Consider the following 14,047-nt stretch of genomic DNA (forward strand, 5'->3'; position numbering starts at 1 on the left):
CGGCACCGCTCAGGGACTGAGCCGCTCCACCCGCCAGCCGCCGTCCGGCCGGATCACGTACCGCAGCCGGTCGTGCAGCCGGTTCTCGCGGCCCTGCCAGAACTCCACCGACTGCGGCGCCACCCGGAAACCGCCCCAGTTCGGCGGCACGGGCACCTGCTCGCCCTCCGGGTAGCGGGCGGCCAGCTCCGCGTACGAGGCGTCCAGGTCGGCCCGCGTCGTGATGACCGTGGACTGCTCGCTGGCCCACGCGCCGAGCTGGGAGCCGTGCGGGCGGGTACGGAAGTACGCGGCCGTCTCGTCCCGCCCGGTGCGCCGCGCGATGCCCTGGACGATGACCTGACGGGCCATCGGATGCCAGGGGAACAGCAGCGAGACGTACGGGTTCTCCGCCAGGTCACGGGCCTTGCGGGAGTCGTAGTTGGTGTAGAAGACGAAGCCCTGCTCGTCGAACTGCTTCAGCAGCACCGTGCGGGAGCTGGGTCGGCCCTCGGCGTCCGCGGTCGAGACGACCATGGCGTTCGGCTCGAACAGATGAGCCTCGCTCGCGGCCTGCTTGAACCACCGCGCGAACTGTTCCACCGGGGTCGCGGCCAGCTCGTGCTCGGCGAGGCCCGCGGCCCGGTACTGCTGGCGCATCACGGCGGGGTCCGGCGGTACGGCGTCTCGGTCGGTCACGCGGTCATCTTGCCGTATACGCGCGGCGCGTTCGGCACGGTGTCCTTCATCACTGCGTGGCACTCAGTGCCGCAAGCCCTCCCCAAAGGTGGCACTCGGGGATATCGTTCTGATGCCGTTCGGTTGGGTGACCGCCAGTCGCACGGGGCATCACTGGGGTACCGCCCAGGACCGCGAGTCCTTCGAGCCACGACCGCGGATCCACCGGGCGCGCAGCCGTCCCTGCCGCACCAGAACACGGTCCGCACCATCACCCCCACAACACCATCTGTCCCACACATCACGAGGGAGCCGCCTGATGTCCGACTTCGTACCCGGACTCGAAGGAGTCGTCGCGTTCGAGACGGAGATCGCCGAACCCGACAAGGAGGGCGGCGCACTCAGGTACCGGGGCGTCGACATCGAGGACCTCGTCGGCCAGGTCTCCTTCGGCAACGTCTGGGGCCTGCTCGTCGACGGGGCCTTCAACCCCGGCCTGCCGCCCGCCGAGCCGTTCCCGATCCCGGTGCACTCCGGCGACATCCGCGTCGACGTCCAGTCCGCGCTCGCCATGCTGGCGCCCGTGTGGGGCCTGAAGCCGCTGCTCGACATCGATGCCGACCAGGCCCGTGAGGACCTCGCCAGGGCCGCCGTCATGGCCCTGTCCTACGTCGCCCAGTCCGCCCGCGGGCAGGGCCTGCCGATGGTGCCGCAGCGCGAGATCGACAAGGCGCAGTCCGTCGTCGAGCGGTTCATGATCCGCTGGCGGGGCGAGCCGGACCCCAAGCACGTCGCCGCCGTCGACGCGTACTGGACCTCCGCCGCCGAGCACGGCATGAACGCCTCCACCTTCACCGCCCGCGTGATCGCCTCCACCGGCGCGGATGTCGCCGCCGCGCTCTCCGGCGCCGTAGGGGCGATGTCCGGGCCGCTGCACGGCGGTGCGCCCTCGCGCGTGCTGTACATGATCGAGGAGATCGAGCGGACCGGGGACGCCGAGGCGTACGTGAGGCAGGCCCTCGACCGGGGCGAGCGGCTCATGGGCTTCGGGCACCGCGTCTACCGCGCCGAGGACCCCCGCGCGCGCGTGCTGCGGCGTACGGCCCGGGAGCTGGGTGCGCCGCGCTTCGAGGTGGCCGAGGCGCTGGAGAAGGCGGCGCTGGCCGAGCTGCACGCCCGGCGTCCCGACCGGGTGCTGGCCACGAACGTGGAGTTCTGGGCGGCGATCGTCCTCGACTTCGCCGAGGTGCCGGCCCACATGTTCACGTCGATGTTCACCTGCGCGCGCACCGCCGGATGGTCGGCGCACATCCTGGAGCAGAAGCGCACCGGCCGCCTGGTCCGGCCGTCCGCACGGTACGTCGGCCCGGGCTCGCGCGATCCCCGACAGGTCGATGGCTACGCCGACATCACCCCCTGAGACGGGGCCGCCAACGCAGACGACCCGCGAGCTCGGTTCCTCCACCATCAGGCGGAGAAGCCGGCCGGACGCACCGGCGAGCTCGCGGGTCGGGTGACTGCGTTGGATTGGCCGGCTGCGGGTATCTCGCACCCGCTGGTCCGGCGCCGAACTGAGTACGACGGCGGACTACTAGCCCGCAGTCACCTCGCGCGCCCGGGATTCATACATGTACCGGATCACCTCCTTTCAGCGATGGACATCACCCTAGGAAGCGGCCGGGGAGCGTTCAACCGATTTTTCGGGAAGGTGACCGGGCTGCTTCAAGGCGGACGCTGTAGCCGTATCCGTCGCCCCGCTGAAGGAGCCGCAGATTGCGGTGAATCTTCCGGGCATCGAGATTGAGGGGCGTGTGGTGCGGGGAGACGGCTCGTGTGAATGATCTTCATGTCGTACCGTCGGCGCGGATTCGGCATGGCGCTGCACGAGCACTGTCTTGCGCGCGCGGGCTGGGTGCCCGGGGCATCGAGACCGTCGTACCAGCCGCCGACACCGACGGGCTGCGGTTCGCCGAGGGGCGGGGGTTCGTCGAGGTGGAGCGGTATGTGGCGCCCGAGGACGAGAGCGAGGTGTGGCTCACGCTGCGGCTTGAGCCGTGAGTGGTACGACGTTTCCGGCGTACAACGATTCTCTCAATCTTGTGGGAACCCGGTGTGTGCTGCGTCACGTTCGAGTTGAATGATTGTTAGTGGGCGAACGTCCGCACCGTACGCGTGCGGACGCGGCTTGGCAGGGGGTCCAGGTGAGTGCTTCCCGGCGTAGTGGGACCACCGACGAGCTGGGGCCGGACGAACCCGAGGGGACCGGTCCCGAGGGCTCCGGCGGCTCCGATCTGCTCGCCGCGCTGCTGGACGGGATGGACGCGGCGCTGTGCGCCTTCGACGCCGACGGCGTCGTCACGCACTGGAACCGCGAGGCCGAGCGGATCCTCGGCTGGACCGCCGCCGAGGCGGTCGGGCGGCAGGGCTTCGCCGGCTGGGCCGTGCGCAGCGCGGACGCCGAGGAGGTCGAGGGGCGGCTGATGTCCGCCATGGACGCCCCCGGACGGCAGGTGAACGAGTTCGCGCTGCTCACCAAGGACGGCGGCCGGGTCCTCGTGCGCACCCAGTCCGCGGCCGTCCGCGGACCCGACGGCAAGCCCGCGGGCGTCTACTGCGCCTTCAGCGAGGTGCACGCGCAGATCGACCTGGAGCGGTCCATCGCGCTCAGCGAGGCCCTGTTCGAGGACGCGAGCTGGGGCGTCGTCCTCGTCGACGCCGACCTGCGCCCCGCCGTCGTCAACGCGCACGCCGCCCGCGCGCTGGGCATCGGGCGTACGTCCGTCCTGGGCCGCCCGCTCGGCGAGCTGCTCGCCCGGGGCGTCGAGGAACTGGAGAGCGCCCTCACCCACGTCCTCGCGGAAGGCGCGCCTCCGGCCCCGGCGGAGATCTGGGTGAGTGTGCGCACCCCCGACGGCGAGCAGCGGCGCTGCTGGCGCTGCGGCTTCGTACGGCTGGCCTCGCCGCTGGCCGAGGAGCCGGTGCCGCTCGGTGTGGGCTGGCTCTTCCAGGACGTCACCGAGGCCAAGCAGGGCGAGCAGGAGGCGGCGCAGCTGCGGTTCCGCTCCAACCAGATGCACCGGGCCGCGCGGGCCGCTGCCGAGTGCGAGGACCCCGCGGAGGCGGCCACCGTCCACCTCGACTTCGCGCTCGCCGGGTTCGCCGACCACGCCCTGGTCGACCGGATCGCGGGCGGCACCCTGAGCGACGCCGACTCGGCCGGTCCGGTCCGCCTGGTCAGATCCGCGGCCACGCCTTCCGGCGCACCGGGCCCGAGCCTGCCCTCCGGCGCCGCCGGTCTGCCCGTGCGCTACACGGAGGGCCACCCGGCGCTGCAGTGCGTGGCGCGCGCCGGATCGGTCCGGGCCAGCGTCGGCACCGTACCGCCGGAACAGGCCCGCGCCTGGGCGGAGGCCCGCCAGTGGCCGCCGGACGCGGTGCACGCCCTGTGCGCGGTCCTGCGCAGCCGGGGCCGCACGCTGGGCGTGGTGACGTTCCTGCGGGGCGGCGGCCGGACCCCCTTCGAGCGTTCCGACGCGGCCTACGCGGAGGACGTGGCGGCCCGTATCGCGACGGCCCTGGACCTGGCGAACGCCCTGTGAGGGCTCATCGCCGGTAGAAGATCCGGTCGCCGTACTCCGCCAGCACCCGTCCGTTCCACTCGTGCCCGCCGTCCACGTTGCCCGAGCGCAGCAGCGGCGGCTCGATGCCCCGCTCGGCCAGGGCGCCGGCCGCGGTGGCCATGACGGCCTGGAGCAGGGCCGTGGTGACGACCGTGGACGCGGGCGCGAACGACGCCGGCACGGTGTCCAGGGTCAGCTCGGCGTCCCCGACGGCGATCTTGGAGTCGAGGACGAGATCGCAGTGGTCCTTCAGATACGTCCCGGACACGTGCCGTGACGTGGTCTCGGACGCGTACGCCACGGATGTCACGCCGATGACCTTCACGCCCAGCGCGCGGGCGTTCATGGCCATCTCCACCGGCAGCGCGTTGCGCCCGGACAGCGAGACGATCACCAGGGCGTCCCCCGCGCGCAGCGGCGAGGTGTCCAGCACGGCGGCGGCCAGCCCGTCGACCCGCTCCAGCGCGGACCCCAGCGTGGCGGGCATCACGTCCACGCCCACCACCCCCGGCACGGCCAGCAGATTCATCAGGGCGAGCCCGCCCGCGCGGTAGACGACGTCCTGCGCGGCGAGCGAGGAGTGTCCGGCGCCGAACGCGAACAGCCGCCCGCCGTCGGCGACCGTGTCGGCGAGCAGCGTGCCGGCCGCCTCGATGGTGCCGGCCTCCTCGTCGCGGACCCGCTGGAGCAGCCCGATCGCGGCGTCGAAGAACTGGCCGGCCAGCTTGCGGTCGCTCATGCGCGGGGCCCCTTTGCCTGCGAAGTGCGGTGGTGGTGATCTGTGTCGCGGATCACCGTGCGGTCTGGACCACTGCGGTGTCAATACGGCGGTACGGCGGTCCCAGGCGCCCGGCGGGGACCGCCTCGCACCCCCGGCCGGGAGCGCGAAACCCCCTGGTTTCAACGGCGCGGCACGGTTGTCAGCGCTATGCGTCAGAATTGAGGCCAGGGCCAGGGCCAGCGCACGCGCCGCGAAGCTGTCGCGCTTCCGGCAGATCTCATCAAGGGGCACGTATGTCCGGACTGATCGACACCACGGAGATGTATCTCCGCACCATCCTCGAGCTGGAGGAGGAAGGTGTGGTCCCCATGCGTGCCCGGATCGCCGAGCGGCTCGACCAGAGCGGGCCGACCGTCAGCCAGACGGTGGCGCGGATGGAGCGGGACGGACTGGTGTCCGTCGCCTCCGACCGCCATCTGGAGCTGACGGACGAGGGGCGCCGGCTCGCCACCCGCGTGATGCGCAAGCACCGCCTGGCCGAGTGTCTGCTCGTCGACGTGATCGGCCTGGAGTGGGAGCAGGTGCACGCCGAGGCCTGCCGCTGGGAGCACGTGATGAGCGAGGCCGTGGAGCGCCGCGTGCTGGAGCTGCTCCGGCACCCCACCGAGTCGCCCTACGGCAACCCGATCCCCGGTCTGGAGGAGCTAGGCGAGAAGGACGGCGCCGACCCCTTCCTCGACGAGGGCATGGTCTCGCTGGCCGAGCTGGACCCGGGCCTGGAGGGCAAGACCGTCGTGGTGCGCCGGATCGGCGAGCCGATCCAGACGGACGCGCAGCTGATGTACACGCTGCGCCGGGCGGGCGTGCAGCCCGGCTCGGTGGTGAGCGTGACCGAGTCCCCGGGTGGCGTGCTGGTGGGCAGCGGCGGCGAGGCGGCCGAGCTGGCGGCGGACGTCGCCTCGCATGTGTTCGTCGCCAAGCGCTGACCGTAACTGCCGGGACCACGGGGGAAGTTGAGGCGAACGACGCGATCTCGTCGTTTCCGAGATTCAGTCCGCCGAATCGCAGCGCTCCGGCGCTTCGCGTGCAAGGCTGTCGCGAGGGGCATATGACCTGAGGGGGCGGAGAATGCGCCGCAGACGTGTGGAGGGCCCCGGCGCCTCGCGGCGCCGGGGCCTGTCCTCCCCTGTGTCGACCCGGAGCCCCGAGCTCCCAGGGTCGTTCCCCTCGGACCGGTTTCCCCGAGCGGTCCGCCTCCCGTTGAAGATCTCCCCTCGGCTGCGGCGGTCAATCCCTGAGGGTGGTCACTCGAACGAGGGGTGTTGTCCGCCGAGACCGCATTTTCGAATAGAGGTTCGATAATCTCCGGGTGACACCGACGCAACGGCACGACAGGCGGAGCTAGGGGGGTGCCAGACCTATGGCGCGGCGTTTCGACGTGACCGGGACGGACGGGGTACGCCTCGCGGCCTGGGAGTTCGGCGACCCACCCAAGCACGACCGGCCGGCGTCCGCGGAGGGCGAGCCGGGGCACGGCGTGCTGTTACTGCACGGGCTGATGGGCCGGGCCTCGCACTGGGCGGCCACGGCCCGTTGGCTCTCCGAGCGGCACCGCGCGGTCGCCCTGGACCAGCGGGGGCACGGCCGCAGCGACAAGCCGGCGCAGGCCGCGTTCACCCGCGAGGCATACGTGGAGGACGCCGAGGCCGCCCTGGAGCAGCTCGGCCTCGCGCCGGCCGTCCTGATCGGGCACGCGATGGGGGCGCTGACGGCCTGGCAGCTCGCCGCGAAACGGCCCGACCTGGTGTCGGGCGTGATCATCTGCGACATGCGGGCCTCCGCGCTCGGCGCGGCCTCGCAGCGGGAGTGGGCCGACTGGTTCAGGTCATGGCCGCTGCCCTTCGCGACGCTGGCCGACGTACGCAAGTGGTTCGGCGAGGACGATCCCTGGGTGGAGCGGCCCAATCCCGCGCGCGGGGAGTTCTACGCCGAGGTCATGCAGGAGGGCGAGGACGGCTGGCGGCCGGTGTTCGAGCCCGAGCAGATGCTGAAGTCCCGGGAGACCTGGGTGTACGACGCGCACTGGGAGGAACTGGCGCAGGTCCAGTGCCCGGCGCTGGTCGTGCGCGGGCTGGACGGGGAGCTGGGGCGGGCCGAGGCGCAGGAGATGGTCCGGGTGCTGCCGCGGGGCGAGTACGCGGAAGTGGCGGATGCCGGGCACCTCGTCCATTACGACCAGCCGGAGGCTTGGCGGGGCGCGATCGAGCCGTTCTTGGACGCGGTACGGGCGGTTTGAGGGGCGCGCTCGCAGGGGTGGTCCGGATCGTCTCGCGGCTGCGGGGCGGTGGGGGCTTGTCGCGCAGTTCCCCGCGCCCCTGGGGGAGTTGTCCTTGCCCCGAGTTCCCCGTGTCCCTGGGGGAGTTGTTCTCCCCCTCAGCCCTTGCTCACCGCCGTCAGGATTTCCGGGAGTCTTGCCGCTGTCTGCGGGGCCGCCAGGCGTAGGCCCAGGAGCGTGATGCCCGCCCCGTACGCCGCTCCGACCGGCAGCAGCAGCCAGGTCCAGTTCTCGCCGTTCGCCGATACGTTCAGCCAGATCGTCAGGGCGATGAAGGGCGCGCAGAGCAGCGCCGCCGCGACCATTCCGCCGAAGATCGAGATCCAGGCCAGCCCCACCTGCCCGGGGGCCACGTTCTTGTAGCCCTCCTGCGGAATCGAGTACGGGAAGCGGGCCGAGGTCCAGGCGCCGGTCGCCAGCATCGCGCCGAGCAGCGCGAAGGACAGGCCCAGCGCCTCGGGCAGCCGGGACCAGTCGCCCAGCAGGGCGGCCGTCAGGACGGTCACCAGCGTGGCGTACGGCAGGGTGATCAGCAGCAGCGCGTACGCACGCGCGCGGAGTTCGACGTAGGCGTCCCGCGGGGACGAGATCGTCAACGCGACCATCCAGAACGCCGAGGTGTCCTGCCCGAACTGGTTGTACATCAGGATCCCGAGCATCCCGGCCGCGAAGCAGGCGAAGTAGATCGAGCCGGTGCCCTGCACGGCGTTGAACACCGGCACGATCAGGCCGATGGCCAGCGAGGTCACCCAGGCCGCCTTGGTCTTCGGATCCCGCCACATGTACCGCAGGCCGCGCCCCATGACCGTGCCGGTGCGCCCGGCGGGCAGCAGCCGGGCGAGGCCCGTGGACTCCCGTACGGCCGTCTCGGTGGCCGCTTGCAGGGTCGAGCCGTCCGGTTCGGTCATCAGGCGGGTCAGATGCCGGGACCATACGGCGATCAGGGCCGCCAGCGCCCCGGCCGCCAGGCCCAGTTGCAGCAGCGCGACACCCCAGGAACCCTCGCTCGCCGCGTCCACCGCGCCGATCGCCGACGCCGGCGGGAGCCAGCGCACCACGTCGGCCGCCGGGTCCAGCTCCCCGAGCCCCGAGGAACCGAGCCGCTGCGCGCCGAAGTTGACGACCTGTGCGCCGACCGCGATGACCAGACCGCTCAGGACCGCCAGATCCCGGCCCTTGCGGCTGGTCAGCAGGCGGATGTTGGCGGCGGCCACGGCCCGCGCGAGGGCCACGCACACCAGCAGCGCCAGGACGACTCCGACGACGCCCACCCCGTACGCCAGGGGGCCGTGCGCGACCGCGATCACCGAACCGGTCAGCAGGCAGAGGGTGAACAGCGGGCCGATGCCGACCAGGGAGGCCGCGAGGAGGGCGCGCACCAGGGCGCGGGGGCGCAGCGGGAGCATGACCAGGCGGGTCGGATCGAGGGTCTCGTCGCCGCCGGGGAAGAACAGCGGCATCACCGCCCAGCCGAGCGCCAGCACCGCCACCAGCAGGACGACCAGGGACGCGGCGTGCGCGTGGCCGCGCAGCGCGATCAGGCCGATCAGCTGCAACGCGGCGAACAGCAGCGTGACGACGACCGAGGCGACGTAGGCGGCGCGCCGGCCGCTGGACTGGCGCAGCCCGTTGCGCAGCAGCGACAGCTTCAGCCGTACGAAGACGGAGGTGACGGAGGTGACGGAGGCGGCCGGGGCGGCCGGCGCGGTCGTGGGCGCGCTCATCGGGCCCCGCCGCCCAGCCAGTCGAGGTCGGACCCGGCATCGCGGCCCTGGGCGCCGACCAGCTCCAGGAACGCCCGCTGGAGGGAGGGCGCGTCCCCGCGGACCTCGGCGAGGGTGCCGTGCGCCCGGATGCGGCCGGCCGCCATGACGGCCACCCAGTCGCACAGCGACTCGACGAGCTCCATGACGTGGGAGGAGAAGACGACGGTGGCGCCGGAGGCGGTGTACCGCTCCAGGACGCCCCGGATGATCTGCGCGGAGACCGGGTCGACCCCCTCGAACGGCTCGTCCAGGAAGAGCACTTCGGGGTTGTGGAGGAGAGCGGCGGCGAGCCCGATCTTCTTGCGCATGCCGGTCGAGTAGTCGACGACGAGCTTGTGCTGGGCGCCGGCCAGGTCCAGCACGTCGAGGAGCTGCGTGGCCCGCTTGTCGACCTCGGCGCCGGGCAGACCGCGCAACCGGCCGGTGTAGGCGAGCAGTTCGCGCCCCGACAGCCGTTCGAACAGTCGCAGCCCCTCGGGCAGCACCCCGATCCGTGCCTTCACCTGGACCGGATCCCGCCACACGTCGTGCCCGACGACTTCTACGGACCCCTGATCGGGCCGCAACAGGCCGGTCACCATGGAGAGCGTGGTGGTCTTGCCGGCCCCATTGGGCCCGACCAGGCCGATGAACTTCCCGGCGGGCAGCTCCAGATCGATCCCCGCGACGGCGACTTGCTGCCCGAACCGCTTCCAGAGCCCCCGCACGACCACAGCTGACGTCATGCCCGAACCCTACGGGCAGGGCTAGCGGTCCCGTCCGCACGCGTAGGCGAGCGGGGAGATCAACTCCTCGGCGTCCGGCAGCCAGCGGTTGGCGGGGGTGGGGCGGCAGGCCCACTGGACGGCGCCCCGGGAACCGAAGCGGGTCGGCGGAGCGGCCACCCAGCTGCCCTCGCCGAGTGCGAGGAGATCGAGCGAGGACGGCGACCAGCCGAGCTTGCGCACCAGGTCGGGGACCTTCACCCCGGCCCCCGGCAGCACGAAGAAGTGCATCCGGCGGTCCGGCGTCAGCGTCACGGGGCCGAGCGTGAGCTCCATGCGCTCCATGCGGGCCAACGCGAGGAACCCGGCCGTCTCCGGCACCGAGATCGCGTCGAAGGTGCGCCCGGTGGGCAGCAGGATCGACGCCAGCGGCTGCTTGGACCACATCCGGCGGGCGACCGTCGCACTGCCCGTGGCCTGCGTCCCCCAGTCCGCGCGCGCGGGATGCGCCCCCGGCGCATCGCACGAGGCGTCGCCGCACGAGCAGCGCTGCATCCCATCGACGGCTTCCAGCCAGGTGCCGGGGAACACGTCCCAGTGGCGCTCCTCGGCGTAGCGAACGGCGGTCTCCAGCAGCGATTCCCCGCGCTGCTTCGGAATCTGAGCGGCTTCAGTGCCCGCGATCGTCTCTTCCACGCACATCACAACTCCCGCACCCACCTCGGGTTACGGGCGTAGCGCGCGCGGGGGAGGAGCATCGATTCGGCATCTGGGGCGCATGGATGCATGTGTGGGGGCGCGCAGGAGGATCCTCGGCGGGAGGTGGGTAGCCACGAGTGGGGTCGGACACAGGTCTTACCCCGGCAATCCTCGCATGTCTCGCATTTTCGGTATGTCCGCGGGGCATTGATCTTCCCGGCCGGATCTTTTCGGTGCGAAGACACGTCAACTCGGTGCTTCGGCAGGCACCGCAGCCACAGGGGGTACGCCATGGCCGCAAGGCCGCTCGTCGCGCGGCAGCCGAACGAAAGGTTGCAGGCGCTCATCCAGGAAGCGGGCTGCTCGAACGCCGGGCTGGCCCGCCGGGTCAACATGTGCGGCGCCGAGCACGGCCTCGACCTGCGCTACGACAAGACGTCCGTGGCCCGCTGGCTGCGCGGCCAGCAGCCGCGCGGACGCGCTCCGGCGATCATCGCGGAGGCCCTCGGCCGCAAGCTCGGCCGTACGGTCACGATCGACGAGATCGGCATGGCCAACGGCAAGAACCTCGCCTCCGGCGTCGGGCTGCAGTTCTCGCCGACCGTCCTGGGCGCCATCGAGCAGGTGTGTGAGCTGTGGCGCAGTGACGTGGGGCGCCGGGACTTCCTGTCCGGCTCGTCCGTCGCCGCCTCCGCGCTCGTCGAACCCAGCCGGGACTGGCTGATCTCGGCGCCCGACTCCCAGGTGGCGCGCGCGGCGGGCGCGCGGGTGGGGCAGTCCGACGTCGCCGCCGTGAAGGCGATGACCCAGGCCCTGGTCGACCTGGACCACCAGTACGGCAGCGGGCATGTGCGCCCGGTCGTCGTGCACTACCTCAACAGCGTCGTCTCGGGGCTGCTCGCCGGGTCGTACCGGGAGGCCGTGGGCCGTGAACTGTTCGCCGCGGTCGCCCGGTTGACCGAGCTGGCCGGCTACATGGCGATCGACACCGGCCAGCCCGGCCTCGCCCAGCGGTACTACATCCAGGCCCTGCGGCTCGCCCAGGCGGCCGGGGACCGCGGCTACGGCGGTTACGTCCTCGCCGCCTCCATGAGCCATCTCGCCGCGCAGCTCGGGAACCCGCGCGAGATCGCGCAGTTGGCACGGGCGGCGCAGGAGGGGGCACGCGGTCGCGTCACCCCGCGCGCGGAGTCGATGTTCTACGCGGCCGAGGCCCGGGGCCACGCGCTGCTGGGCGACGTACGGGCGGCGCAGACGGCGTCCGGGCGTGCGGTGAGCGCGCTGGAGGCGGCGGATCCGGCCGCCGGGGACGACCCGGTGTGGATCGCCCACTTCGACGAGGCATATCTGGCCGACGAGTTGGCGCACTGCCACCGCGACCTCGGGCAGGCCGAGGCTGCGGCGCGGCGGGCGCAGGAGTCGCTGGCCGGGCTGCCGGAGAGCAAGGCGCGGCGGCGCGCGATCGGCTATGTGCTGCTCGCCACGGCGCAGGTCCAGCAGCGCGAGGTCGAACAGGCCTGCCACACCGGCCTGAAGGCCGTGGAGCTGCTGGAGACCCTGTGGTCCAACCGGGGCGCCGACTATCTCGAGGACTTCCAGCAGCGGCTGGAGCCGTACCGGGAGGAGCCCGTGGTAAGGGAGTTCGGCGCCCGGCTGGAGCTTCAGGCGGCTGCGTGAACGGCCCGGAAACCCTGCCGTGAACACAGCGGAAACGGCGGCAGGGAAAGGGAAGGGAAAGGGAGAGGAGGGCGGGGACAGGGAATGGGGGGCCGCTCTGTAACGGCGGTCACAGGGACGGGCGTCACGGTCTGCGCTGCGTGGCACGCGGCTCTCGGGACCCGGTAGCGTGAGCCGACGATCCCGAAGGTCCCCCATTGGTAGGAGTCCCGGTGACGCAGAGTGGACAGGGCGAGGAGCCCTCGGCGCGACCCGCGCGCGAAGGCATCGTGCTGCCCTCCGACGGAGGCGAGCCGTTGCTCCCGGGCATGACGGGCGGCCCCGGCGGCCCCCGGCAGTACGCCCAGCCGGCCCCGCCGCCCGCCCCGGCGGCCCCGCCCGGCGGCCAGGCCTGGAACGGCGCCTGGGGCCCCGAGCAGCACCAGCCCCCGGCGACCCCGCCCCCGGGCCAGGGCTGGACGCCCGATCCCGCCCAGCCGTGGGCCGGGCCGGAGCGGCCCGCGGCGGCCTGGGGCACCCCGGACCGGCCGCCGGCCGCCTCCCAGCCGCTCCCGCCGGAGAACGCCCCGGCACCGTCGTACGGCACACAGGACCACGGCACACAGGACCACGGCACACAGGACCACGGCCCGCAGGACTACGGCCAGCAGGGCTACGGCACCCAGGATTACGGCACCCAGGACTACCGCGCGCAGGACTACGGCACTCCCTCCCCGGGCTACGACCCCCAGGGCGCCGGAGCGCTGCCGCCCGCCGCGCCCGCGCCCTACGGTGACGACGGGGCCACCCAGTACCTCCCGCCCGTCGCGGACGGCCCCACGCAGTACATACCGCCGGTCGCCGGCGACGCGGCCACCCAGTACATCCCGCCGGTCGGCGGCGGCGCCCTGCCGCCCGAGATCACCCCCGAGGCCCCCGCCGAGAGCACCCAGGTGCTCGGCCGGGTCCGGCGGAACGCGGGCCCGGTGCCGAATCCCGTGCCGAGCCCGGACGCCGAGGCCACGCAGTACATCGCGCCCGTGCCCGCGGGCGAGGGCGGCGAGCGGCAGCCGCCCGCCGAGTTCGACAGCCTCTTCCGCAGCGAGCCGGGCGGCGAGCCCCCGGCCGCCGCCACCCAGCAGATGCCGCGGTTCCAGCAGCCCCAGCCGGGGCCTCACGGCGGCCGGCCGCCGGCATTCATCCCGCGGCGTGAGACCCACGACGACGAGGACCGCCGCCAGGGCGGGCGCACCGGCTCGCGGGTGACGCTCTTCGCCGCCATCGGCGTCGCCATCGCGGTCGTCGGCATCGGCGCGGGCGCGCTGCTGGCCAGTGGCGGCGGGGACGACACCGGCGACAACAAGCCCGTCGCCGCCGCGGCGCCGGCGAGCGAGTCCGCCGCCTCGCCCTCCCCGTCCGTCGACCCCGTCCGGCAGCAGGCCGTGGAGCTGGACAAGCTGCTGGCCGACAGCGGCAACAGCCGGACCATGGTCATCAACGCGGTGGCCGATGTGAAGGCCTGCACCAACCTCGCCCAGGCGGCCAAGGACCTCAGGGACGCGGCCAAGCAGCGCACCGACCTGGTGACCAAGCTGTCCACGCTGGCCGTGGACAAGCTGCCGCAGCACACCGAGCTGACCGCCGCCCTCAACAAGGCCTGGCAGGCGTCCGCGTCGGCCGACAACCACTACGCGGCCTGGGCCGACCAGGTCGCGCAGCGCAAGGGCAACCTCTGCAAGAAGGGGCAGGCCCGGTCCACCCCGCAGACCCAGGCCGGCAACACGGCCAGCGGCACGGCCAGCGCCGAGAAGGCCAAGGCCGCGGGCCTGTGGAACTCGATCGCCAAGTCGTACGGCCTGACCGAGCGCCAGCCGACCCAGCTCTGAGCG

Annotated in this window: 12 protein-coding genes; 7 read left to right on the forward strand and 5 right to left on the reverse strand. The window is 72.8% G+C overall.

Annotated elements, in window-relative coordinates:
• Positions 1–9 precede the first annotated feature (9 nt).
• The gene (gene pdxH / locus ACWD1Z_RS10850) at positions 10–678 is read right to left on the reverse strand and encodes a pyridoxamine 5'-phosphate oxidase (protein WP_389418159.1); all 669 of its coding nucleotides are present in this window, start codon (positions 676–678) and stop codon (positions 10–12) included.
• Positions 679–976: 298 nt separating this feature from the next.
• Here pdxH and ACWD1Z_RS10855 point away from each other — a divergent pair, with 298 nt between their 5' ends.
• The 3 genes from ACWD1Z_RS10855 (at position 977) to ACWD1Z_RS10865 (ending at position 4,256) form a co-directional block, all read left to right on the forward strand.
• The gene (locus ACWD1Z_RS10855) at positions 977–2,077 is read left to right on the forward strand and encodes a citrate synthase 2 (protein WP_451117462.1); all 1,101 of its coding nucleotides are present in this window, start codon (positions 977–979) and stop codon (positions 2,075–2,077) included.
• A 413-nt stretch (positions 2,078–2,490) separates the two neighbouring features.
• Positions 2,491–2,715: a hypothetical protein gene (locus ACWD1Z_RS10860; protein WP_451117463.1), complete on the forward strand. Its 225-nt coding sequence runs from the start codon at positions 2,491–2,493 to the stop codon at positions 2,713–2,715.
• Between the two features lie 143 nt (positions 2,716–2,858).
• Complete coding sequence (locus ACWD1Z_RS10865) at positions 2,859–4,256, forward strand: PAS domain-containing protein (RefSeq protein ID WP_451117465.1); 1,398 nt, start codon at positions 2,859–2,861, stop codon at positions 4,254–4,256.
• A 4-nt stretch (positions 4,257–4,260) separates the two neighbouring features.
• Here ACWD1Z_RS10865 and ACWD1Z_RS10870 read toward each other — a convergent pair whose 3' ends face one another.
• Positions 4,261–5,016, reverse strand: coding sequence for an SIS domain-containing protein (locus ACWD1Z_RS10870; protein WP_451117467.1), 756 nt, complete (start codon positions 5,014–5,016; stop codon positions 4,261–4,263).
• A 275-nt stretch (positions 5,017–5,291) separates the two neighbouring features.
• On the opposite strand from ACWD1Z_RS10870, the gene ACWD1Z_RS10875 reads away from it, so the two are divergent.
• The gene (locus ACWD1Z_RS10875) at positions 5,292–5,984 is read left to right on the forward strand and encodes a metal-dependent transcriptional regulator (RefSeq protein WP_389418163.1); all 693 of its coding nucleotides are present in this window, start codon (positions 5,292–5,294) and stop codon (positions 5,982–5,984) included.
• A gap of 434 nt (positions 5,985–6,418) precedes the next feature.
• Complete coding sequence (locus tag ACWD1Z_RS10880) at positions 6,419–7,294, forward strand: alpha/beta fold hydrolase (RefSeq protein ID WP_451117469.1); 876 nt, start codon at positions 6,419–6,421, stop codon at positions 7,292–7,294.
• A gap of 137 nt (positions 7,295–7,431) precedes the next feature.
• Here the strand turns inward: ACWD1Z_RS10880 and ACWD1Z_RS10885 are convergent, their stop codons facing one another.
• From ACWD1Z_RS10885 to ACWD1Z_RS10895, 3 genes are read right to left on the reverse strand one after another with little or no spacing between them, the layout of a single operon-like run.
• Positions 7,432–9,057: a transporter gene (locus ACWD1Z_RS10885; RefSeq protein WP_451117471.1), complete on the reverse strand. Its 1,626-nt coding sequence runs from the start codon at positions 9,055–9,057 to the stop codon at positions 7,432–7,434.
• The gene (locus tag ACWD1Z_RS10890) at positions 9,054–9,824 is read right to left on the reverse strand and encodes an ABC transporter ATP-binding protein (protein ID WP_451117473.1); all 771 of its coding nucleotides are present in this window, start codon (positions 9,822–9,824) and stop codon (positions 9,054–9,056) included. The genes ACWD1Z_RS10885 and ACWD1Z_RS10890 overlap by 4 nt, the downstream gene beginning before the upstream one ends.
• Before the next feature lie 21 nt (positions 9,825–9,845).
• Positions 9,846–10,508 carry a bifunctional DNA primase/polymerase gene (locus ACWD1Z_RS10895; RefSeq protein WP_451117474.1) on the reverse strand — a complete coding sequence of 221 codons (663 nt, stop codon included), beginning with the start codon at positions 10,506–10,508 and terminating at the stop codon, positions 9,846–9,848.
• Between the two features lie 285 nt (positions 10,509–10,793).
• Here ACWD1Z_RS10895 and ACWD1Z_RS10900 point away from each other — a divergent pair, with 285 nt between their 5' ends.
• A complete protein-coding gene (locus ACWD1Z_RS10900) occupies positions 10,794–12,179 on the forward strand; it encodes a transcriptional regulator (RefSeq protein WP_451117476.1) in 1,386 nt (461 codons plus the stop codon).
• A gap of 212 nt (positions 12,180–12,391) precedes the next feature.
• The gene (locus ACWD1Z_RS10905) at positions 12,392–14,044 is read left to right on the forward strand and encodes a hypothetical protein (RefSeq protein WP_451117477.1); all 1,653 of its coding nucleotides are present in this window, start codon (positions 12,392–12,394) and stop codon (positions 14,042–14,044) included.
• The last annotated feature ends 3 nt before the right edge of the window (positions 14,045–14,047 follow it).

It is taken from the genome of Streptomyces sp. NPDC002784 (assembly GCF_053592135.1).

Coding starts and splice junctions, on each gene's coding strand:
- ACWD1Z_RS10855 (WP_451117462.1), top strand. CDS start 977: ATGTCCGACTTCGTACCCGGACTCGAAGGAGTCGTCGCGTTCGAGACG.
- ACWD1Z_RS10890 (WP_451117473.1), bottom strand. CDS start 9,824: ATGACGTCAGCTGTGGTCGTGCGGGGGCTCTGGAAGCGGTTCGGGCAG.
- ACWD1Z_RS10875 (WP_389418163.1), top strand. CDS start 5,292: ATGTCCGGACTGATCGACACCACGGAGATGTATCTCCGCACCATCCTC.
- ACWD1Z_RS10885 (WP_451117471.1), bottom strand. CDS start 9,057: ATGAGCGCGCCCACGACCGCGCCGGCCGCCCCGGCCGCCTCCGTCACC.
- ACWD1Z_RS10900 (WP_451117476.1), top strand. CDS start 10,794: ATGGCCGCAAGGCCGCTCGTCGCGCGGCAGCCGAACGAAAGGTTGCAG.
- ACWD1Z_RS10880 (WP_451117469.1), top strand. CDS start 6,419: ATGGCGCGGCGTTTCGACGTGACCGGGACGGACGGGGTACGCCTCGCG.
- ACWD1Z_RS10870 (WP_451117467.1), bottom strand. CDS start 5,016: ATGAGCGACCGCAAGCTGGCCGGCCAGTTCTTCGACGCCGCGATCGGG.